We start from the raw sequence: 23,120 nt of genomic DNA, 5'->3' as shown, positions 1-23,120 counted from the left end.
TAAAATGCAATGTAAATAGGTATTAAAATTTAATTATGCGCTGTGGGAACTCTCGTCCAAATTTTCGTTCTGAACAACACTATGAGTTCTTCCATAAGTAAAGTAAAATACTATACCTATAGCAAGCCATACACAAAATCCTATCCAGGTTATTGCACGCATTGATGCCAAAAGTACAAGGCAGCACAATACAGTTATTACAGGTGTAAAAGGCACTCCCGGACATTTAAACTTTCTTTCTATATCAGGCATTGCCTTTCTCAAATAAATAACGCCTATTGATACCACTACAAAACTCAACAATGTACCTATACTCAAAAACTCTACAATAATATCAAGAGGTAAGAGTCCAGCTATTATGGAAGCTATAATGCCTGTCAATATGGTAGAAATATACGGAGTTTTGTGTACGCTGTGAATTTTTGAAAATGCTTTAGGAAGTAATCCATCTCTAGACATAACCATAAATATTCTAATCTGACCATAAAGCATAGCTATCATAGTGGAAATCATTCCAAGAATAGCTCCAACACCTACAAGTGCTGATCCCCAGTTAATGCCAACCCTTGCAAGTGCAGCAGGTACAGCATTTTCTGAAACTATTTCCTTAAACGGAACCATTCCAGTAAGTACAACTGCAACGGAAATATACAGTATACTAACTACTATAAGACACATTATAATTCCACGTGATACATCTTTTTTAGGGTTTTTAGCTTCCTCTGCTGCAGTTGAAATAGAATCGAATCCTATATATGAGAAAAACACCGTACTTGCTCCTGTGAAAACACCTTTCCATCCAAAAGGCATAAAAGGTGCATAATTAGATGGCTTTATATGAGATACTCCAAGGAAAATAAATAAGAGTATTACAAATACTTTCACACCAACAATAATATTATTAACTTTTGCACTTTCCTGCATTCCATAGTATAAAAGACAAGCTAATACTAGTATTATAAACACAGCTGGCAAATCTATTATTCCGCCCTTGGCTGGAGATGCACTAATTGCATGAGGCAGTGTAATCCCTGCATTTTGCAAAATACCTCTAAAGGTTCCAGACCATCCAGAAGCAACTGCACTAACTGCAACTAAATATTCAGCAGTTAAACACCATCCAATAACCATTGCCACAAATTCTCCAAATGCTATATAAGCATAGGAATATGTACTTCCTGCTACTGGAAACATGGTAGCAAGCTCACAATAACATAATCCACAAAGACAAGCTACTATTCCACATAAGAAAAATGAAAGTATGATTCCTGGACCAGCTGCATGAGCTCCCTCACCAGTTGCTACAAAAATTCCAACTCCAACAACAGCCCCAATTCCCAAAGCCGCTATATCTGTTGCTTTAAGGTTTTTCTTCAAACCTGTCTTTTTTACACTGTCTTTAAGTTGTTCAAGCGACTTTTTCTTAAAAATGTTCATAAAATGCCCCCTTTATTAATGTTTAAAGTATAAATTTCATATATTTTTATCAAATGCATAAAAATATACCATATTGCAAAAGGGCATGCAGTTGGTGTAATTACTCAAACCTACACGCCCTTATATAATTTATACATTATTCATTATACCTTATAAAATGCCTAATTTCAATATAAAATGCATATTATTACAATAAAGTATTCATTTTTAGAACAATGTACTTTAAATAAATACATTGTTTTATTCATATTTATTTAAAATACATTATAAAAAATCATTTTAAATATAAAAGATTGCAGTTAATCAATTTTAACTGCAATCTCTCTCATTTTCTACTTATCTTTTAATATATTCTATCCATTTCAAACCTTTTCTTTCTTCTTCTAATATTTGTATAAACTTATCTAGAAGTCCCATATTTTTAAGTTTCCTAAAAAAGGACTTAGGATAAGGTATATATTCTTCATAACTTTTTCTCGGGTCTATCAGCATGAGCGTACCATCTTCTTGAACAAATAGGTGTGGAAATCTAACTTCTAATTTCGTAAATCCTAGTTTTTTCATATGATCAACTAAATCTACTACCTTTAGTACAAAGGATCTGTTCAATCCATATTTTTTTATATAATCATACACATTCATTCCACCTACATATTCTCTTATCATATAATGATCTCCCAATTTATAAGCCTTGGGAAAATGGGGACTTCCTTCTACAGATTTTAATATATCAAATTCAGCTTTGCAGCTAGTTGAGCTTTTAAATATTTTAAGAACTTTTCCATCTGGCATAAGATAAACTCTGCCGCTGTGGCCTTGTCCTAAATATTTACAATCTTTTAATTCAACATCATGGAATTTAGAATGAGAATATTCTTTTTTCAAAATAACACCTCCTTTGTTTTTATGTAGCATAAAAACAAAGGGCTTCAACTACGAATTAAAAGCTTGTATACTATATAGTATTAAAAATATTCAATTCTGCTACTTTTAAAAATTAATACCTCAAATTTCCTACATACGAAATTTTCACTTAATATAAAAAAATTGCGAAGTAATTTTTTTATATAACAAAATTCAAAGTTCAAATATCAAATAAGGATAATTTTCTTCCTAACGTCAGAAAATATTAAAATTATAGATTTCCTGAGGTACGATGAAAATCATCTTTATCTGTTCTTTGTTATTTGAACTTTGTTATTTTCAAAAACTTTGCTTCGCAAAGTTTCTAAACTTCGGAAGTTGAGTTAATATTTAATCATGCTTTCTCAAGATTTTTTGGTGTCTCAGGTTCATAAGCTTCTGGAACTGCCTTTATCATAAAAATTGCAGTTACAAGAGAAAATATTAGTACTATAGTAAGAAGTATATAATAGTAAGGAAATTTATCTAGAACAAAGCCATATATAATTGCCCCTAAAGGAATAGCTCCCTGACAAAATACACCTAGTATTGCAAAAAACCTTGAACGCATTTCATTTGGAACCATCTTTTGTAAATTTACACTCATAGGAGTATTGATTCCTGAATTGGATAAACCTATTAAAAATGTTACAATACCCAAAATTACAAATAGTTTTAAGTCATGTCCTCCAAAATATTTTACTGAAGCTGGATGCAAGGAAAATGCAAATATGAAAAATACACCTGCTTCAAATATAAGTGCCCTCTTTATAATTGTCTTTGTGCTAAATTTATTTAAGTAAGTTCCAAGAGCTATATTTCCTAAAAGTATACCTAAAGTAAAGAACGAAATTAAATACCCATACTGCTGTGAACCAAACCCTATACATTTTTTCAATACAAAAGGAAGTACTATATCTGCAAAAGGAGCTACAAGTAAATTAGCTACCATGAAAAATACAGTTAACTGCATTAAAGCTCTACTTTTCCTTATAAAGCCTATTACCTCTCCATTTTCTGTAAAAAAAGACTTTACAGTTATTTTCCCTTTTTCTGTATCTATATTTTTATAAATTATGAGCATAGAGCATACTGCTGATATTATAAAAGACAGACCATTTAGACAAAATACTGTCTTCATACCAGCAAGCCCATATATTATACCTCCAAGAGCAGGCCCTATAATCATAGAAATTGCATCACTTCCTCCTCTTAAGGAAGTTGCTTTCATAAGTTCATCTTCGCAAACAAGCTCTGGAAGAATTGCCGTAGATGAAGCTAAGAAGATTCCATCCATAATTGAAATAAAGGCCTGTAGTAAAAACAGCATATAGATACTTAAATTTTTCTCAGCAACCAAAAGTGCTAAAGCTAATACTAAAATTCCTCTTCCAAAGTCAGCTAGTACCATAATGTTTTTTCTGTTTTTCCTATCCCCTAAAATACCTGCAAAAGGTAAAGTTATAACATTAGGGACTAAATTAACTGCTGAAAATATACCCATCATAATTCCAGAATGAGTTATATCCAATATATACAGCGGTATTGCTACCTGTTGTATTCCCGTACCAATATAAGATATAAATCTTCCGAGCATATAACATAGTAAATTTTTATTATTTTTCATTTCTATCGCCTACTTAATTAATATAATATTTGAAATATTGTGAACTTTGTCTATACAATTATGGCAACATAACTGCCATCTTTGGATTTTACTTCAACAAGTTTTAATCCTCTGTATTCTTTTAAAATGTCCATACACTTTGAAAGTTTCTTAAAATCAATCATATTTACATATCTTTTATCTTTCTCAGGAATATGCTTTTGTATAAAAGAAGATCCTGCAATAGAAAGCCCAAACTTTAGAAAAGCTATAGGGCAAGGTATTACAAATCTAATTTTACCTGACTTGATGTGAACTCTCATAAATTTTCTCCTTTACTCTATACTAACTTCCACTATGTCACCATTTGCACTTTTTACATCTACTATCTTTCCTGAAAGTCCATTGTTTATTGCATCTGCAATAACACTCAAATCCAAATTTTCCATACATTTTGCACTTTCTGGTATAGGAATTTTTCCTATAGTTTTAAGCATGGTCTTTACAAATTTAACAGGTAAATTCACATTTACATTATCTCCATCGTGAGAAATAACCTTTATTTTAAGCATTTTATTTATAATGTCAGCATCATTTGAAACATTGCTGCAAACGTCCAGAGAAGTATTTTTATCGTTTAGTGCTTCAATAAGTTCCTGAGCTTTGTCAGAGGTAATTTTTCCTTCTTCCACCATTTTCAAAATCTTTGATATTTCCTCATTCATTTTCTATTTCTCCTTTTCAATATATTTATTCATTCAACATTTTAATAGCCTGATCTGCAGTTATTTCACCTTTATCAAGCATATCTACTACTTTCTTTTTATCCACAGTGTTGGTTTTTGCCACATTATATCCAAGTGCTGTTATGACCTCATCTAGTTTTGCCCTCACAGTAGGGTAGGATATCCCAAGTTCTTTTTCTACATCCTTTATGTTCCCTCTGTTTTTTAGGAAAACTTCTATAAATTTCAATTGGCTGTCTGTAAGATATTCAAACTTTGACATTTCAAAATCATTTTCAATTACAGTATTACATTTAGGACATTTTATCTTTGAAATTAAAAGTTTAGAAGAACAAACAGGACATTTGCTAATAATTTTATATGTCAAATTACCACTCTCCTTTTCCATATCTATAATATACCACTATAAATTAAATAAATCAATATTAATATTAAATATTTTAACATTAACTTATTTATATATTAACATTATTAAGTTTTGTGTTTGTAAAATTAAATTATGTGTTTTTTAACTTAAAAATCAGATTATATGCAGATATATTATTACATTTAATAGCATTTTAACCTTTTACAAATACCTAGAGTTAAAATTTGCTTGACATTTTTAATAGTCTAGCATATTATTAGTATGCTAACTATATGTAAATTAATTATATTTATCCGATGACTACCTGCTCTAATACTCCCACTTCTCCAAGTGGGAGTAAAGAGCAGCTACGTCCCTGGATAAGTTCTTCTAAGGTTCAGCTGGAGAAAGTCATCCTTATAAGCAAACTCCATCTGAACCCAAGAATCACTTAATATCATATATCCTAGGAGGCAAAAGCTATGAGATCTCTTGATAAGTCCATTGGTATGTATATAAATTCTGTTAATAGAAAAATTTTAAGATTTTTATCTTTAAATCTTAAAAAATATAATATAACCACAGAACAGTGGTCAGTATTATTGTCTTTAACAGAAGAAGACGGCGTCAACCAAAAACAGCTAGCTAAAAAGGTTGACAAAGATCAGGCAACTTTAGTTCGAATACTAGACATTCTTGAAAGGAAAAATCTAGTAGTACGCAAAAAAAGCGCTGAAGATAGGCGCTCATTTTTAATTTATGTTACACCTGAAGGTAAAAAATTAAAACATGAAGTATATCCATTCATTGAACACTTATTTACAAACATTACAAACGAAATTTCAAAAGATCAATTAGATTTGTTTATAGACACTCTAAATAAATTTGAAAAAAACATATCTATAGAAGAGAAGAAAATTAGCAAAAAATAATAAGCTATTTACCTTTATAAAAACATGGTTAACCCTCCTCTATTATGATTTCTATTTTGTATTGTAACAATGTATTTTTCATAGTGGAGGATTTTTTTATATATTTTAATATCTGCACAACTGTGCAAATGACTAATTTAATTACTAACTAGGAGGAAATTTTATGGAAGAACGTTTAGAAGAATCAAATTATCAACAAAGGACTTACAATGTAGTACCAATAACTATTGCCCTAATCATGGCAGGATTTTTGTGTATGTTAAATGAAACTTTACTAAATATGGCATTAAAAAATTTAATGGTTCAATTTAGTATATCTGCAAATACTGTACAATGGCTTAGTACAGGATATATGCTTATTATGGGAATAGCTATTCCTGTTTCTGCATTACTTATTCAAAGTTTTACAACAAGACAGCTATTTCTAACCTCTGTAACCATATTTTTGGTTGGAACAGTTATAAGTGGTTTCTCTACAGCTTTTTCAATTTTACTAGTAGGCCGATTAATTCAGGCTATTGGAACTGGTATTTTAATACCTAACATAGTGAATACTTTATTGATTATAAACCCTATAGAAAAACGTGGAAAAGCCCTTGGTATATTTAACCTCGTAATGTTTTGTGCACCAGCTATTGGACCAACTCTTTCTGGCTTAATTATTCAATCTCTCAACTGGAGATGGTTGTTCTTTATAATACTACCTTTTTCAGTTATATCTTTAGCTTTAGGTTACAAATATGTCGAAAATGTAACAGAACTTACAAAACCACCTATAGATCTTTTATCAATTGTACTGTCTACTATAGGATTCGGTGGATTTATATATGGTGTTAGTAATATTGGAAGCTCTTATACATATTTAATAGCAGCTCCTATTATTATTTCTTGTATAGCATTAGCCATATTTGTGCTGCGTCAATTACACATGAGCCAACCTATGTTGGACATGCATCCATTTAAAGAATCTATGTTTAGCCTTGGCTGTATACTTATGATAATTATGCACATGATTAACTTTGCTACTATGCTTATTTTACCGATGTTTCTTGAAGGTGCCCTGGGTTTAGCTGCATTTACTGCTGGTCTTTTAATGTTACCTGGTGGATTTATCAACGGAATTATATCACCAATTTCAGGTCATTTATATGATAAATTTGGCCCTAAAGCATTAATTATACCTGGATATGCAATATCAACTATTACATTCTTTTTACTTTCACGTTTTGTATCTATGAGTATAACTATTCCTGTTATTATTGTACTTCATTGTTTATCTCTAATAGCTGTTGGACTTATAAATACTCCTATACAAACCAATAGTTTAAATCAATTATCTCCAAAATACTATCCTCATGGAACTGCCATAATGAACACCTTACAGCAAATAGCAGGAGCATTCGGAACTTCTTTATTTGTTGCTATAATGAGTGCATCCCAAAAAAAATACTTATTTGCTGCAGGCAATCCATCTAATGCAAAGAGTCAAGCTTTAAGTTTAGTATTCGGAGTAAAGCACGCTTTTACAATTGAAACTTTCGTTCTTGTTATTGCTCTAATTTTATCTTTATTTATAGCAAATAATGCTATTAATAAAAAATCTAAAAGTAGCAGAGCCTAATAGCTTTATATAAGGAACATCACATATTTTCGGCAACTTGCAAAATTTCAAACAACTTTTTGCAGTTGATATCCGTCTGTATTCCATTGTTATCCCAATGACTTTTGCATCCGCAATAATCAAGGATAACACATTGTGGGACAAGGTTTAAGTTTCTAGCCTTCAGCCCACCTTCTATTAGGTTGAGTACGCAAGCCACACCTACAACGCCCACATCTCCATATTTAATATTTTTTGCATTTGAAAAGGCATCAGTTTCGTGAGGAACAATTAGAACCTGAAAGTTATGGGATTTACCAAGCTTCGTAAGCTCATTTACCCTGCAGCTTTTAGAACAATTCCCACACAAGAAACCATCTTTGACCTCTTTTCTCTTGCATACCCCTTCCGGTTTCAAGCAAATGCAAGCAGGCAGGAGTACTTTTCTTTCCTTTGTCTTAACAAATAACTTTCTAAATGCATTACTTAATATCTCTGCTCCAACCATATTTAGATGGTACTCAACTTCCTTCCTGCCACAGAAAACATTATCCTCTCTTATTCCATAGAACCTATAGTTGGTGTCTAAAAATTTCTGTACATTTGGAGTATATACTCCAAGTACCTCCCTGGATCTTTTTTGAAACCACAGTGATATTTTAAAGGCACACTTGTTTACTTTTATAATATATTCTTCACTGCTATTTTTTAAAAATAGCAGCCATGTGTTCATTCTCCTGCACTCATATTTGAATTCCCCTGAAGCAGTCAGCCAGAATAGTAATTTTTCAAAGTCACTTTCACCATAAGACACAGAAGAAGGCTCTACTTCTTTCTTTAAAAGATATTTACAAGCAAACCTTCCCCTTAAATTGTCCACACTTTTCCTTAAAAATTTTGATTTTGTCCTCAAATTAAATAGAAGCTTTAAAACATTCAAGGACATTCTATCTGCATTTAAAGCTTTTGTTATATAGGTTTTCCACAAAACTCCAATGATTAGAAATTCAAGTTCATACTCTTCTCTACTTCTAAGTTCTTCTATACTATTATTCTTAATAAAATTTATAAAATCTTCTATTATATTATTTGCTTCGATTTCAATTTTTTCGATAACTTCATTTGAAAAATTGGATATACATTTGTAATATTCATTTGAATTTTTAGATTCATCTCTAAGAAAATAGGTTATACAATTTTCCATAATATTCTCCTATTTAATCACTTTTGAATTTTTGTTATATAACTATATTATCACTTTTAATAACGAGAAGTTACGTTATTAATTTTCTCACATATAACATTTTTTTAGTTAATAGTTAAGAATGAAGAATTAATAGTTAATGTGGATTTTTTTCCGTTACATTACAAAAAATCTTTAATTAAATTTTTGAATGCTCGTTTTGCTAAAGCAAAACATTACTAAGCACTGACTTATACAAATTTAAAGATTTTTTGCGATAGCTAAAAATCATCCTTCACTATTAATTTTTCATTATTAATTCTTAACTTGCAAAGCTTTGCTTCGCAATATTTTTAAACTGCGAAAGTTGAGTTATGTTTCAAGCAATTGATAGTGTAAAATTGAAAGTTTATGTCAATAGTCCCATCTATTTAATATGGATATGTTCTGGAAATACTGTTAGAATAGCAAACATAGACAAGCCTAAATCTCAAGAATGAGATGCGGGGGATAATTATTTTTTTGGGGTTAATCTTTTTTACTAAAAAGTAGGGGTATCCCAATCCCGAACCCGTCAACTAACCTCGTAGGCAAAATTAAGGGGGATCTATATTTATGAATTTTAAAAAAATCAGGACAATGTTATTTGCCGCATTTCTGTGCACATTATCTTTTACCCAAGTACATGCAGCTAGTTACACTGTAAAACCTGGTGACTCCTTATTTAAAATAGGAGTATTATTTAAAACAAATGCAACTACAATCATTAATGATAATAGTTTAAGTGGAAATAGCATATATCCAGGTCAAGCTCTATATGTTAATTCAAAGACTTATACTGTACAAGCCTCTGACACACTTTACTTGATAGCAAAAAAATTTGGAATATCTCTTGACACTTTAATTGCTGCCAATAGTAATGTAAGCAGTTATATTTACCCTGGACAAGTATTAAACATTCCTGCAGGTTATGTTTTTAATGTAACAACCTCTCCAAAATATATAATTTCCTGTACTGACAGCGAGGTAGATTTGCTTGCAAGACTTGTAACTGCTGAAGCAGAAAGTGAACCTTATACTGCTAAAGTAGCCGTAGCCGCTGCAGTTATAAATAGAGTTCAAAGTTCTCAGTTTCCATCTACACTAAAAGATGTAATATACCAAGTATCCTATGGATATTATCAATTTACTCCAGTATTAAATGGATGGATAAACAAGCCTGCTTCTGATAGTTCTAGAAAGGCTGCTTTAGAAGCATTATATGGTTCTGATCCAACAAAAGGAGCTATTTATTATTTTGATGATTCCACTACAAATAGTTGGCTCTGGTCAAAGCCCATTGCTTTAAGAGTTGGAAAACTGGTATTCACATACTAGACCTTGTAGGGATCTTAAGCAAAAAAATCAACTTATACTTCGGATATTTTTTACAATCACAAGTACGTTAAATATTTTGATAAGTCTAAGCAGAAAATTTATAAAAACTTAAGGACTTTTGAAAACTCGTACCTCAAACAATTCAAAAGTCCTTAGTTTTTTTTATAAATTTTCCACTAAGACTTGTATACAAAATATTTAAATGTTCTTGTTTATTGTAAAAATATCTTTACGTATAAGTTGATTTTTCGTTTAGAAACTCTATTCTAGAGATATTTCTTTGCAAGTTTATCAAAACTGTCTAAAGACTTTTCTATTTTATCATAAGAAATGCAATATGAAAGTCTAAAGTGACCAGGACATTTAAAGGATGAACCTGGAACTATTAGCAAGTTAAATTTCTTTGCTTCCTTTGCAAATTCAACATCATCAGCAATTAATGACTTAGGGAATAAATAAAAAGCTCCTTCAGGTTTAACACAGGAAAATCCTATTTTAACAAGATGATTGTATAGTAAGTCTCTATTTTTCTTATATATATTCATATCTACGCTTGAATCTAAACATTTTGCAATTACCCTTTGAAATAAAGATGGTGCATTTACAAAACCTAAAATTCTATTTGCCACATTAAGGGCAGGCATAACATCTTTAAAATCATCCATATCACTACTGCAAACTACATATCCTATTCTCTCACCCGGGAGTGAAAGGGATTTGCTATAAGAATAGCCTACTATAGAATTTCTATAATAATTCAATATGTATGGAACCTTTACTCCATCATAAGCTATTTCTCTATAGGGTTCATCTGAAATTAAGTATATACTAGTACCAAGTTGTTCCTGTTTCTTGTCTAAAAGCTGCGATAAATCTTTAATAAGCTTTTCCGAATAAATTATTCCTGTAGGATTGTTTGGTGAATTTATGATTATTGCCTTTGTTTTAGCATTTATGGATTGCTCTAATGCATTTAAATCTGGCTCAAAAGTTTCTGTATTTGAAGGTACTATTTCAAGCTTCCCACCAAAATTATCTACATAATTCTCATACTCTCCAAAGAAGGGCGAAAATGTAATAACTTCATCTCCTGGATTCAAAAGAGTTTTGAAAATTATATTAAGCCCTCCTGCTGCACCACAAGTCATTACCAAATTATTTTCAGTAAGCTTCAAATTGTATTTTTTATTTATGTGCTCTGCAATTTTAGCCCTTACATCCTCATAACCCGAATTGCTCATGTAACCATGAACCAGATTGGGAGATTCCTCGGACATAATTTCACTTACAGCTTTTTTTATATCCTCAGGTGGTTCTACATTTGGATTTCCCAAACTAAAGTCAAATACATTTTCTTCCCCATAAATTGAAGCTAGTCTCTTTCCTTCTTCAAACATAGCTCTTATTATAGAACTTTTAGATACATGTTCTTTCATTTTATTGGATATCATAAAAATTGCCCCCTTTTTTTCAATTCGTAATTATAAAGTTTCTAAATTGAAAGTTACCTTATACAAATCATGTAGTGACAAATTTCAATTAGAATCTCTATAAACATAAAGTTAAGCGTTGAAAGCAAAGGTTGATTTTCCAAAGTGTTAACGCAAGAAAATCATCCTTAACTTTCAATTTTTAACTATATTTTATCATTATATAAAATATTTTAACACATCAACTTGTAAATGTGAAACTTTAAGCAATTTATTGATTTCTAGTTTTAAAGTCAACTTATTCTATTGGTTAATTTTTTGCAAACAAAAAAGACTAGAGATTTTGTTTTCTCTAATCATAAAAAATACCACTAATATTTTTTTATTAATTTGTTTTATAATACTCCGAATCACGGACATTATACTGTATTGTACATGCAGGTATAGCATCTTGTAACTTTTTAATGTCAGCATCACTTATACCAACATTAAAATCTAAATCAATGCTTTTTATTTTAGTTCCCTTAAATGCAGTTATAAGTTGATTTACATCAGTAAATTTATTTCTTTCTATAGAAAACGACTCTAACTTAGGAACTCCACCTTTTAATGTATTTACATTATTAACCCTATTAGTATTTAAATAAACCTCTTTTAAATTAGGTAATTTTTTTAATGTACTTATATCAGTGATATTATTATCTTTTAACGAGAGAGATTCTAATTTAGATAAATTTTTTAAAACACTAATATCACTAATTTTATTACCATCCAAAAAAAGAGTTTCTAAATTTTTTAATTCTTTCAACCAACTTATATCAGTAAGTTCAAGACCTTCTAAATGAAGAGTTTTTAAATTAGTTAATTCCTTTAATTTATCTATATTTTTAATTTTACCAAAACTTATAGTAAGATCTTGCAAATTAGTCATATCTTCTATTCCACTAATATCTGCTTCTGCACCCTCATGACCTTCTATCTCTAAGTGAGTTAGGTAATCAACATCACTTTTATGAATAGCACCTTGAGGTTTATTTATTTTTTCTCTTATAAATTCATCAAAACCACTATCTTTAAACATAATTACTTTATCTTTATCAGATGTATTTTGAACTTGTTTGCTAACTTCATTTGATTTATTATTTGTCTGAGTGGTAAAATGATTTTTATAATATTGATATCCACCTACAATTCCTATTAATAGTACAATTATAGTAATACTACTAATTAATAATTTTTTATTATGTATTTTTTTATTCATAACTTTACTACCGCAATTCGGACAAAAGTTACTTGAATCTGGTATTTTTTTATTACACTTATTACAAATCATACTTTATCTCCCTAACTATTTAAATATTTTATAGGCAATTGAAACTTCCCGCTAAATAATGTAGAACTAATAGATGAATATATAAAATTTAAGGTTTTATATATTCATCTATAATAATTTAGTTTATATTTATACTACGATCCTCATATCTATTGTATATGTTGATCAAGAATTTTTTTTACTATACCATTTTGAAACGTTATATCAAAGATTGAACGAATGTTATAATTATGTTGAAGTATATTATTAAAATCTACATTGTTAGCTACTTCTAAAGTAATAGGAGTACTAATATCCATATGAAATCCTTCAAATCCAATGTCTCCTGTTCTATATTCATAATCAGAAAGTATTTTATCCCCAGTTGCTTTTTCATATGCTTTTGTTGCATCAAAAACATCTGGATCTGAACAATAAACAAATCTCTCAAAACATCCCGTAATATAATTTTTGTTATTACTTATAGATGCACCTTTCACCCAAAGCCTAAAACTTCCATTTCCCCCTAGTATATCTTCTACACTTTTACTTACTGCACTTTCTTTACCTAATATAATTAAGTTTGAACAATTAATACTTTGTAGATATTTTATTTGTTCTACTATATTATTACCGTTCATTGAATAGTTATATTCACCACCATCTGTGAATATAATTGGTGCATTATACTTTGCTGCTAAGGAACTTCCTACTAAAGCATCTGGAAACTTTTCTCCTGATGCTACTATTGCATTTTCAGTTGTTAAGTTAAATTTTTTATTTATTGCTAATGACGTTTCATACCTATCTTTACCACTTAACCTAATCATCTTATCTGATGTTAGACCCGTAATACTCATTACCTGTTGTACTGTGCTTTCTGGTACAACTGCTTGCCCACCTACTACATAAACCTGTGCTGGTTTAATTGTATTTAGTTGGTCGATAGCAGATTGTGATACTACTCCATGAGAACATAAAATTATTGGATAGCCTTTTACTGCTGCTATTCCACTAGCTGATAATGCATCTGGAAAGTTATCTTCTGAAGCTATGAATACTGGAGTTCCTGTTGCTACATTAACCTCACTATTTATTACTTTGAATGTTTCCTCTTTGTTAGCTCCTGCTAGTCTCTTTATGTTAGTATATCCCATGTTTCTTATTGCATTTTCAACATCGGATGATACTGATGTTGTTTGTCCAAGTATATATACTGTACCATTTGATGCTAAATGACATTTTATATAATCTAAGGTTTTTTGATTATCTTCTACTGTTGTATCTACTAATAATATTGGTGCCTTACACTTAGCTGCTAATGTACTTCCTGTTAATGCTTCTGGAAAATCATTTGCTGTAGTTACAACAACTGCTTGCAATTGTCCATTATTGTAGTCAGTAGCTATTTCTACTGATGTTTCTATACGATTTTGTCCACCTAATCTTTTAGTTTGTGATGCTGCACTAACTTGTGATGTAAAAAAGATAGAGAAACTTAATATTATAGTGGTTATAATCGGTAAAAAGGTTTTTTTCATTACATAATCCCCCTTATTTTTACTATTAAACCAATTTTATCATTAAATCTTATAATTAGCAAATTAAACGCTATTGGAGGATGTATTACAATTATCTATAACTATTGACTTGTTTATTAACTTTAAGCAAAATAGTAACTATTCAGCCACTATATATTGATTTTTATACTTATCCAGCAGCCTAACGGCTAAAATAATTAGAATCTAATTTCCATTATTCGTGTTTTTTAATGAATTCTCTAACTTAAAAAACAACTTATACGTAGGCATATTTTTACAATAATCAAAACATTTAATCGAGCTTGCGGTTGTAAAAAATATCCGAAGTATAAGTTGTTTTTTACTTAGAATTTCTATAGAGATTCTAATTTTTACTTTCCACTAAATACAGCAAAAATTATAGTTACAATTATAATCACAATACTTCCTATATATACAGCCATTCCAAGTGGTCTGCCTGCATTTATCGTCCATCCTATACCAAATCTTTTTTCCACAAATAAGGATGGATCATTCTTGTTATAATATATACTATTTCCTAGTACCCAGCACTTATCATCATCCTTATCACCAAAATCGGGTTTGACATTTTCACCATCACTTTTAAATCTTATATTACCTCCACCCTGCCCGATTTTAAAAGCTAGAACTATACTGCTTAAAATTGTAACTAGTACAAAAGCCAATATTATGATGTATGAAAAGGTACTACTTACATTAAATACCCTAAATATCTGAACAGTAGCAACGGTTAATAAAAGATTTGTTACTACAGCAAAGATAACCATATACATGGACCAGCTTTTTCTAAATATACTATTTTTCTTTACAGATGCTTCTGGGTCTATAGAACTAATCTGCTGTTTTGACCATCCAATTCCCTTATAGACTATAAAAAACATAAAAGTAGTAAAAATCTGAGTAATTGGCATTTCCCAAATTAGAAACCTGGATTTAAATTGATATCCTGTTACATTACCGGAAAAATCCCAGTGTGTAGGGACTTTATAAGGTAGAGAGTCATAATTCATATATCCTAAAATTATATTTACTATAATAATAGCTGCAGGTATCAAGAAAAACCAAGCTGATACAAGCATATTACTTTTGCTTCTAGAAAAACTAGTGTCTACAGTTACAACCTGTTTTTTGCCTTGAAACCACAACTTTTGTGACTTAAGATTTTTCATAGCTCTGTTTGATATAAGATATATTAGAAAAATTATAAATACAAAGGCAAAAGTAGTAAACAAAATCATACCTACGTTTAAAAAACTATAATTTAACACACTAAATAAAATAATAAAGGGAATTCCTATAATTAAATTATTCTTTACAAATTGTGCTTCTATATGCTTAATTTCATCTGAATCAATCTTATCTTCAGGAATTCTCACTCCAAATACAATTTCTTTTCTCGTAAATTTAGGAGTCAACATATTGATTACGAGTATTATCACAAAAATAAAAAATAAATATATACACATAAACAAATTATCTTTCATTTAATTTCACCCACCTTAGTAGTTATTTATCTTTTTTAATATATTGCTTAAATATATCAGAACACAGATCCAAAATATCTTCCATCTTTTTTCCCCTTAAATGAGCTTCACATATCAAGTAAGTAAATTCCTCCTTAAGTTTTTTGTCAAACTCCTCCGTACTTTCAGGGAATGTTCCACTTACTATAGCTCCTGTTCTCCTATCTACATTCAAGTAACCATCTGACTTTAACGCATTATATGCTTTGTTTACTGTATGAAGATTTATTCCAATGTCTTCTGCCAGTTGTCTTACAGAAGGAAGGCTCTCTCCTAATTTCAGATTACCAGAGGCTATTCCTTCTATTATTTGCCTCCTAAGCTGTTCATATATAGGCATTTCCGATTCAAAATCTATTTGAACTAACATAGCGTCCCTCCTTTTCTATTTGTTATACATAATATATAACAAATAGAAAACATGTGCAATAGTTTTTTTACATTTTTTTGTGGGAAATTAAAAGTTAATGAAATGCAAAAAAATAAAGGCCATTTCATAATGAATTTTTGTTCATTACACAATAGCCTTTTTAAGTTTTTATTCTACAATTACTCCTAGTCCATCTGGTATAACCACAACCTTAGCATCTTTCCCCATAATATCATATGCCCTTTCTAGAGCTTCTTCAAAAGTATCTGCCTGCTGCATATGCATATTCCTTATTATTTTAGGATCACACATATCTGTTACAACAATTACTGTATGATTTGAAAGTATACTCGCAAGCATCTGAGATGCCCACTGATCAGGTACAGTTTTATTCCTGGGAACCTTTGAAACTTTTTTTAAGAATTCTTCTGGAGTATTTAAATTAGCTAAATTGTTATAAAAGGTTTCTCCACCATGACCTTGACTGCAAGCAGATACCATTATTATTACGCCGCCATCCCTGCAATTGGCTTCAGCTGCTGCCATCCCCTTAACAGATTGATATATATTTTGATCAAGTGGATACCCTCCATTAGTAGAAATAGAAATATCACCTACTAATTTACTCACTTTTGATAAATTATGCACAAATTCACAGCCTTTTACATGGGCATCATTCGTATCTCCTGCAAAAGCATTTATTATCTTTTTATCTTCATCTAGTGCTACATTTATTATGAAAGCCAATCCTGCCTTTTTAGCTGCATATAGCATGTCATTATGAACAGGATTATCTTTTAAATTTCCAACTCTTGCAGAAGGATGTGCTACAAATTCCGCACAGTGATTTGCCAGGATGGTCTTGGCAGAGGCTATTCCAGGCAGCACACTCTTTCTACCTCCTGAAAAGCCAGCAAAACAATGAGATTCTATAAATCCCTCTGCAATTAAAAGATCTGCTTCAACTGCAAGTTTATTTACTATAAGTTCCCCACCAGATGGCAATGTACCGATTTTTAACAGATTGTCTTCATTCTGCGCATCATGTACTACTATCTTTTCATTTTTTACTATATCTTCTCCATATTTATCTATGAGTTCCCGCCTAGTAGTAGCTCTATGAAGACCTGTAGCTATTAATATAGTAATATTAGCATCAGAATTTGTACTCCTTATTCTTCTCAAAAGTGCAGGCATAATAATTTTACTAGGAACAGGTCTTGTATGATCGCTGCTTATTATAACTATATTTTTTTTATTCTCAGCCAATTGTTCAAGTCTTGGTGAGCTTATAGGATTATCAAGGGCTTTTTCCACTATTTCCAATTGACCAAGCTCTGCTTTATATTGGTTTGCTTTTGATTCAAGTACCCCAAGTAAGTTGTTGTCATCTATTTCAGCTTCTATTATTTTTTTATGGTATGGTAATTCTATTTTAGCCATTCTAATTTCCTCCCATAAATATATTTTTAAAGTGACTCTACAATAATTACTTTACCAAACAAATAATTATTTGTTTAGCTTTTTATATATAAGATTTCCTATAGTTTGAAGTACCTGGACAAAAATTATGAGTATTATTACAGTGTATACCATTATGTCAGTTTGAAATCTATAATATCCATACTTTACTGCCACATCTCCAAGTCCACCTCCGCCTACTGTACCTGCCATAGCTGAACATCCAACTACACTTATTACAGTGAGTGTTATACCAAGCACTATAGATGGCAGTGCCTCTTTAATCATAACTTTAAATATTATCTGCATATTACTTGCACCAAACGATTTTGCAGCTTCTATTATTCCCGGATCTATTTCTTTAAGTGAAGATTCAATTACCCTCGATGCAAAAGGTGCTGCTGCTATTGTAATAGGAACTATTGCTGCTGTTGTACCTATGGTTTTTCCAACAATAAGCTTTGTAAAAGGAAAAATTGCTATCATAAGTATTATAAAAGGAAATGATCTCAATAAATTTACTATTACATCCAATACCTTGTAGACTACTTTATTAGGCTTTAATCCACCAGGTTCAGTTACAACTAGCAAAATAGCAGGTATAAATCCTATAATTACTGCAAGTATTGTAGAAACTATAACCATATAAAATGTTTGTCCAATAGCAGGAAGTAGTATTTCCTGAAATGTTTCACTAAATCCCATGTTTACTCTACCTCCCAGTTAACATTTTTTGAAGAAAGATAATTACATATACTTTCCTTGTCTTTATCATTTACATTTATAACCAGACTTCCTAAAACATCACTGCGGAATCTTTCAAGTTTTCCCCATACTATAGAAAACTTTATATTCAAATCTATAGCCATAGAGGTTATTAAATTGTCCTGGCTTATTTCCTTAGGAAAGAATATTCTTATGTTTATACCTTCATCTGGAAGTAAACTATCATTTCCAAGCAGCTTCTTTAGATTTTTTCCTGGTTTTAAAAATATTTCTTCTACATTTCCAGAAGTTTTGATTTCACCTTCATCTATAATAGCGATTTTACTACATATTTCTTTTATAACTTCCATTTGATGGGTTACAACTACTATGGTTATTTTAAATTCATTGTTTATTTTTCTCAAAAGCTCAAGTATTGACTTAGTAGTATTTGGGTCAAGTGCAGATGTGGCTTCGTCACAAAGTAGTATACTTGGATTTAGCGCCAAAGCTCTTGCAATAGCTACTCTTTGCTTTTGTCCACCACTTAATTCAGACGGCATGCTCTTTGCTTTATCACTAAGGCCTACTAAATTTAATAATTCCTTTACCCTAGTTTTTATTTTACTTTTTTCTAATCCCCAGACTTCAAGTGGAAGTGATATATTATCATATACATTTTTTCTGTTTAATAAATTAAAATTTTGAAATATCATTCCCAAGTTTTTTCTAAAAGTCCTTATTTCTTTACCTTTTAAGTCTTTTACTTCTTTACCCATTACCTTTATGCTTCCTGTGTCATAGCTTTCAAGACCATTCAAGCACCTTAAAAGTGTAGATTTTCCAGCACCACTGTGGCCAACTATTCCAAATATTTCACCTTCTTGTATATGAAGATTTATACTTTTAAGCACACTTTTATTGTTAAAACTCTTGCCTACATTATTAATATCTATCAATATTCTTTAACCTCCCATATCAATTTTAAGAAAAAATAAAAGCCCGAGAAAAATCTCAGACTTAGTTAACTCAAAATTTCTCTCATCTTTCAGCTCCCGCTGCAGGATTTAGCACCATTATACACTGTACTGGTTGCTGGATTTCATAGGGCCTGTTCCCTCAATCACTCTTGATAAGTTCAAGATTTATATTTAATTATGCTTTTAATTATAGACGTGACCTTTTATTATGTCAATACACCCATCTAAAAATGTTATAATTGTCTTAACTCAAAAACTCTGGAGGAATACTTATGAACAAAAATATAAACATTTTAATAGTAGAAGATGATACAGATATAAATAAGTTATTATGCAGGATACTAGAAAAAAATAATTACAATGTCCGCGGGGCTTTTTCAGGTACCGAAGCTGAAATGTGCATTGAAAAATATGACTTTCAGCTAATTTTACTTGATTTGATGCTGCCTGGCATTACAGGTGAAAAGCTTATAGAAAAAATACGAAAGATTAAAACTATGCCTGTCATTGTAATATCTGCAAAAACAGCTCAAGAAACAAAAATTGAAGTTTTAAAACTAGGAGCAGATGATTTTATATCAAAACCTTTCGATGTAGAAGAAGTACTGGCAAGAGTTTGTGCACAACTTAGAAGATATATGATATTTTCAAACTCAAATGAAAAACAAAACATATTAACCTATAAAAATATGACCTTAGATCGGGAAAATCACAAAGTTTTTATAAGTTCTCAGGAAGTAATATTAACTATAAGGGAGTTTTGTATACTAGAACTTCTAATGTCTTACCCCAAAAAAGTATTTACAAAAGCTAATTTATTTGAACATGTATGGAAAGATAAATTTATAAGCGATGATAACACCATAAATGTGCATATGAGCAACCTTCGCTCTAAAATAGCTAAAATTGACCCGGACACAGAATACATACATACCGTTTGGGGAATAGGTTTTAAGATGAAAGATTAAACTTAATGATTTCTTAAGTTTTTCTTTAATGTATCTTGCTGATTTTGTTCTAATATAAAATCAACAAGAAAATGGAGGTTGATATCATGAATGATTTAGTACTTCATACAAAAAATCTTACTAAAAAATACAAAAATCACAAGGCACTTGATAATGTAAATATTAAGATAAGTAAAGGTGACATATACGGTCTTGTAGGCAAAAATGGCGCTGGCAAGACAACCCTTATGAGAATAATAACAGGTCTTTCTTTGCAAGATAACGGTGATATAGAATTATTTTCAAAAACAAGCAAAGACGAATTAAACAAAGAGCGAATGAGAACAGGATGCATAATAGAAACACCCAGCTTTTTTCCTTATCTCTCAGGCAAAAAAAATCTTGAATACTATAGAATTCAAAAAGGAATTCCTGAAAAAGACTGTGTGGATAAAGTACTTAATACAGTAGGTCTTTCGGATACAGGTAATAAAAAATTCAAACATTATTCTCTTGGCATGAAGCAGCGTCTTGGCCTGGCCCTAGCTTTAATTGCAAGTCCAGATTTTTTAATTTTAGACGAACCTATAAATGGTCTTGATCCTGTTGGTATAGTGATGTTTAGAGATATATTAAAAAAATTAAATAGAGAAAAAAGTACAACTATATTAATTTCGAGCCACATTTTAGGGGAACTTTCTCAGCTTGCCACCACTTATGGCTTTATAGATAATGGGAAACTCATAGAACAAATTTCCGCAAAGGACTTAGAGGAAAAATGCAGGGAATATTTGTCGGTAAAAGTAGACGATGCAGCTCATGCTTCTCTTATACTTGAAAAGAATTTAAACTGTACTTCCTATCAAGTGCTTCCTGAGAACGAAATTAAGATTTTTAAATACCTGGATAAGCCTGAAATGGTAAGTGAAGCTTTTATAAAAAATGGCATTAAAGTATATTCCATAAGTAAGACATCTGCAAATTTAGAAAATTACTTCATGGATTTAATTGGAGGTGGCATCAATGCTTAATTATATAAAAGCTGAACTTTACAAAGGTTTAAATAGACTTTCTTATAAAGTTACTCTATTAGTCTTAGTTTTACTATCAGTGAGCGCAAATGCACTATTTACAGGTCCTAAGGTCACAGCTTTGGAATCTATGTATATGGCCATGAGCTGTCTTCCTGCAGTAGCTTTTCTAGTTATGATGTATATTGATGTCACAGAAGAGTTAAAGGATAAAACCTTAAGAAATGTAATGGTTTCAGGCTTATCAAGAGAAAAACTATATATTTCAAAAGTAATTATTCCTATAATTATATCTTTTATAACCTGCACATTGGTATTAATTTTTTTTGTAGGAAGCACCTTTTTATTTCTTAAACCCGGAAATTTAAGCCCTGCAATTTTAATAAACTTATCATTAAGGATTTTATGCGCCATACCGCTTTATATAGCTGCAATTAGTTTTGGTGTATTCCTCAGCTTTATTTTAAAAAATCAATATGCATTTGCCTATACTTATGCAGCTATATTTGCTTTAATGGGCAATTTTATAAAATTACTTTGTGCACTTGTATCCAATAAATTTTATGGAATTTACAACCTTTTAATTACTACTAACATAAGTGTACTAACTCCAATAAAAAATCCAAACTTAACTTCACTGCAAATGCTCCACTCTGCAGGACTGGGATTTGCATATACTATTATTTTTACTATAATAGGTATTATAATATTTAAAAAAATGGAAATCAAATAACTTGAAAGGGTGATACATATGTACTTGTTTATTATAATTTTATTAGGAATTTTAGCAGGTATAAGTATCACCCTGCTTTTTCTTACAAAAAGTGAGATCAAACATATAACTGGCAGCCTGAAGAAAATAAACGACATAGATACAAACCAAAAAGTGACATTGTCCTTTCAAAACCGCAGTCTTCAAAATTTAGCCCGGGAAATAAATAAAAATATAGACAAAAAACAGCAGACAGAAGTAAAGTACAAACATATGGACATGGAGCTCAGGCAGGCTATAGCAAATATTTCCCATGACCTGCGTACTCCTCTTACCTCCATTATAGGATATATTCAACTTATAAAAAGTGATGACCTATCAAAGGATGAAAAAAATGAATATATAGACATCATACTAAACCGTGCAAAATCTTTAAAAATGCTTATAGCAGGTTTTTTTGACCTATCAAGACTTGAAGCTAATGAATATGCTTTTGAATTAGAGTCTATCTCACTTTCAAATATACTCTGTGAACTAATAGCATCTTTTTACAACGATTTTACAAATAAAGAAATTGAACCTTTAATTGAAATTGATGAAAGTGTACCTGAAATTATAGGGGATGAAAATGCAATAAGACGTGTATTTTCAAATCTCATTCAAAATGCTTTAAAACACGGTGATAAGTTTATTTCCGTATCTCTAAAAAAGGATGAAAATTACATTGTAACTTCATTTACAAATAATGCTAATAACTTAAATCCAGATGATATAGATCACCTATTTGAAAGATTTTTTACAGGAGATCGAACGAGAACAGGCAAAAACACTGGATTGGGTCTTGCCATAACAAAAGCCTTGGTTGAACAAATGGGACATAGCATTACTGCTAATTTTAAAGACAACAAACTAAGTATAATTATAAAGTGGAAAATTTCTTAATTTAAATTTGATATA

Annotated in this window: 22 protein-coding genes and 2 riboswitches; of the genes, 7 read left to right on the top strand and 15 right to left on the bottom strand. The window is 30.5% G+C overall.

Translation table 11 applies throughout. The features are described 5' to 3' along the window. Positions 1 to 33 precede the first annotated feature (33 nt). The 6 genes from CLRAG_RS18980 to CLRAG_RS18955 form a co-directional block, all read right to left on the bottom strand. The gene (locus CLRAG_RS18980; RefSeq protein WP_065079832.1) at positions 34 to 1,437 is read right to left on the bottom strand and encodes an amino acid permease; all 1,404 of its coding nucleotides are present in this window, start codon (positions 1,435 to 1,437) and stop codon (positions 34 to 36) included. Positions 1,438 to 1,773: 336 nt separating this feature from the next. Then, positions 1,774 to 2,322: a protein kinase gene (locus CLRAG_RS18975; protein WP_065079831.1), complete on the bottom strand. Its 549-nt coding sequence runs from the start codon at positions 2,320 to 2,322 to the stop codon at positions 1,774 to 1,776. A 373-nt stretch (positions 2,323 to 2,695) separates the two neighbouring features. Further along, the gene (locus CLRAG_RS18970; protein ID WP_065079830.1) at positions 2,696 to 3,967 is read right to left on the bottom strand and encodes an MFS transporter; all 1,272 of its coding nucleotides are present in this window, start codon (positions 3,965 to 3,967) and stop codon (positions 2,696 to 2,698) included. 50 nt (positions 3,968 to 4,017) lie between these two features. Further along, positions 4,018 to 4,269, bottom strand: a complete 252-nt coding sequence (locus tag CLRAG_RS18965; protein WP_065079829.1) for a hypothetical protein — start codon at positions 4,267 to 4,269, stop codon at positions 4,018 to 4,020. Positions 4,270 to 4,281: 12 nt separating this feature from the next. Next, positions 4,282 to 4,671, bottom strand: coding sequence for an SHOCT-like domain-containing protein (locus CLRAG_RS18960; RefSeq protein WP_065079828.1), 390 nt, complete (start codon positions 4,669 to 4,671; stop codon positions 4,282 to 4,284). A 25-nt stretch (positions 4,672 to 4,696) separates the two neighbouring features. Then, positions 4,697 to 5,059, bottom strand: a complete 363-nt coding sequence (locus CLRAG_RS18955; RefSeq protein ID WP_013237152.1) for a DUF2089 domain-containing protein — start codon at positions 5,057 to 5,059, stop codon at positions 4,697 to 4,699. A 461-nt stretch (positions 5,060 to 5,520) separates the two neighbouring features. Between CLRAG_RS18955 and CLRAG_RS18950 the strand changes: the two genes are divergently transcribed. Together CLRAG_RS18950 and CLRAG_RS18945 are read left to right on the top strand one after the other, a co-directional pair. After that, positions 5,521 to 5,970 (top strand): MarR family winged helix-turn-helix transcriptional regulator, encoded by a 450-nt coding sequence (locus CLRAG_RS18950; protein WP_065079827.1) that lies wholly within the window; start codon positions 5,521 to 5,523, stop codon positions 5,968 to 5,970. 163 nt (positions 5,971 to 6,133) lie between these two features. Then, positions 6,134 to 7,591, top strand: a complete 1,458-nt coding sequence (locus tag CLRAG_RS18945) for an MDR family MFS transporter (protein ID WP_065079826.1) — start codon at positions 6,134 to 6,136, stop codon at positions 7,589 to 7,591. 19 nt (positions 7,592 to 7,610) lie between these two features. Here CLRAG_RS18945 and CLRAG_RS18940 read toward each other — a convergent pair whose 3' ends face one another. Continuing rightward, entirely contained in the window at positions 7,611 to 8,774 is a 1,164-nt protein-coding gene (locus tag CLRAG_RS18940) for a DUF116 domain-containing protein (RefSeq protein WP_065079825.1), read from the bottom strand. A 449-nt stretch (positions 8,775 to 9,223) separates the two neighbouring features. Next, positions 9,224 to 9,361: riboswitch (cyclic di-AMP (ydaO/yuaA leader) on the top strand. Between the two features lie 7 nt (positions 9,362 to 9,368). On the opposite strand from CLRAG_RS18940, the gene CLRAG_RS18935 reads away from it, so the two are divergent. Continuing rightward, positions 9,369 to 10,130 carry a LysM peptidoglycan-binding domain-containing protein gene (locus CLRAG_RS18935; protein WP_065079824.1) on the top strand — a complete coding sequence of 254 codons (762 nt, stop codon included), beginning with the start codon at positions 9,369 to 9,371 and terminating at the stop codon, positions 10,128 to 10,130. A gap of 266 nt (positions 10,131 to 10,396) precedes the next feature. Here CLRAG_RS18935 and CLRAG_RS18930 read toward each other — a convergent pair whose 3' ends face one another. From CLRAG_RS18930 to CLRAG_RS18895, 8 genes are all read right to left on the bottom strand, one after another. Continuing rightward, the gene (locus tag CLRAG_RS18930) at positions 10,397 to 11,581 is read right to left on the bottom strand and encodes a pyridoxal phosphate-dependent aminotransferase (protein WP_065079823.1); all 1,185 of its coding nucleotides are present in this window, start codon (positions 11,579 to 11,581) and stop codon (positions 10,397 to 10,399) included. Between the two features lie 364 nt (positions 11,582 to 11,945). Further along, positions 11,946 to 12,893, bottom strand: coding sequence for a leucine-rich repeat domain-containing protein (locus CLRAG_RS18925; RefSeq protein WP_065079822.1), 948 nt, complete (start codon positions 12,891 to 12,893; stop codon positions 11,946 to 11,948). Positions 12,894 to 13,042: 149 nt separating this feature from the next. Continuing rightward, entirely contained in the window at positions 13,043 to 14,413 is a 1,371-nt protein-coding gene (locus CLRAG_RS18920; RefSeq protein ID WP_065079821.1) for a cell wall-binding repeat-containing protein, read from the bottom strand. 371 nt (positions 14,414 to 14,784) lie between these two features. Beyond that, entirely contained in the window at positions 14,785 to 15,918 is a 1,134-nt protein-coding gene (locus CLRAG_RS18915; RefSeq protein ID WP_065079820.1) for a DUF1648 domain-containing protein, read from the bottom strand. 22 nt (positions 15,919 to 15,940) lie between these two features. Beyond that, complete coding sequence (locus CLRAG_RS18910; RefSeq protein ID WP_065079819.1) at positions 15,941 to 16,327, bottom strand: GntR family transcriptional regulator; 387 nt, start codon at positions 16,325 to 16,327, stop codon at positions 15,941 to 15,943. Between the two features lie 168 nt (positions 16,328 to 16,495). Beyond that, on the bottom strand, positions 16,496 to 17,770 hold the full coding sequence (gene larA, locus CLRAG_RS18905) for a nickel-dependent lactate racemase (RefSeq protein WP_065079818.1): 1,275 nt from the start codon (positions 17,768 to 17,770) through the stop codon (positions 16,496 to 16,498). Between the two features lie 66 nt (positions 17,771 to 17,836). Further along, positions 17,837 to 18,493, bottom strand: a complete 657-nt coding sequence (locus tag CLRAG_RS18900; protein ID WP_065079817.1) for a methionine ABC transporter permease — start codon at positions 18,491 to 18,493, stop codon at positions 17,837 to 17,839. 2 nt (positions 18,494 to 18,495) lie between these two features. After that, positions 18,496 to 19,452 carry a methionine ABC transporter ATP-binding protein gene (locus tag CLRAG_RS18895; RefSeq protein WP_065079816.1) on the bottom strand — a complete coding sequence of 319 codons (957 nt, stop codon included), beginning with the start codon at positions 19,450 to 19,452 and terminating at the stop codon, positions 18,496 to 18,498. Between the two features lie 79 nt (positions 19,453 to 19,531). Next, a riboswitch (SAM riboswitch) is annotated at positions 19,532 to 19,632 on the bottom strand. A 113-nt stretch (positions 19,633 to 19,745) separates the two neighbouring features. Here CLRAG_RS18895 and CLRAG_RS18890 point away from each other — a divergent pair. The 4 genes from CLRAG_RS18890 (at position 19,746) to CLRAG_RS18875 (ending at position 23,105) form a co-directional block, all read left to right on the top strand. Next, positions 19,746 to 20,441, top strand: a complete 696-nt coding sequence (locus tag CLRAG_RS18890) for a response regulator transcription factor (protein WP_065079815.1) — start codon at positions 19,746 to 19,748, stop codon at positions 20,439 to 20,441. Positions 20,442 to 20,527: 86 nt separating this feature from the next. After that, positions 20,528 to 21,451, top strand: coding sequence for an ATP-binding cassette domain-containing protein (locus tag CLRAG_RS18885; RefSeq protein WP_065079814.1), 924 nt, complete (start codon positions 20,528 to 20,530; stop codon positions 21,449 to 21,451). Continuing rightward, positions 21,444 to 22,184 carry an ABC transporter permease subunit gene (locus CLRAG_RS18880; protein ID WP_065079813.1) on the top strand — a complete coding sequence of 247 codons (741 nt, stop codon included), beginning with the start codon at positions 21,444 to 21,446 and terminating at the stop codon, positions 22,182 to 22,184. Before CLRAG_RS18885 ends, CLRAG_RS18880 begins: the two co-directional genes overlap by 8 nt. Before the next feature lie 18 nt (positions 22,185 to 22,202). Beyond that, on the top strand, positions 22,203 to 23,105 hold the full coding sequence (locus tag CLRAG_RS18875) for a sensor histidine kinase (RefSeq protein ID WP_065079812.1): 903 nt from the start codon (positions 22,203 to 22,205) through the stop codon (positions 23,103 to 23,105). Positions 23,106 to 23,120 lie beyond the last annotated feature (15 nt).

The organism is Clostridium ragsdalei P11, from assembly GCF_001675165.1.
In the GTDB taxonomy this organism is placed as follows: domain Bacteria; phylum Bacillota; class Clostridia; order Clostridiales; family Clostridiaceae; genus Clostridium_B; species Clostridium_B ragsdalei.
Note: the sequence above shows the minus strand (reverse complement) of the source record. Positions and strands in the feature narration are given on the sequence as shown.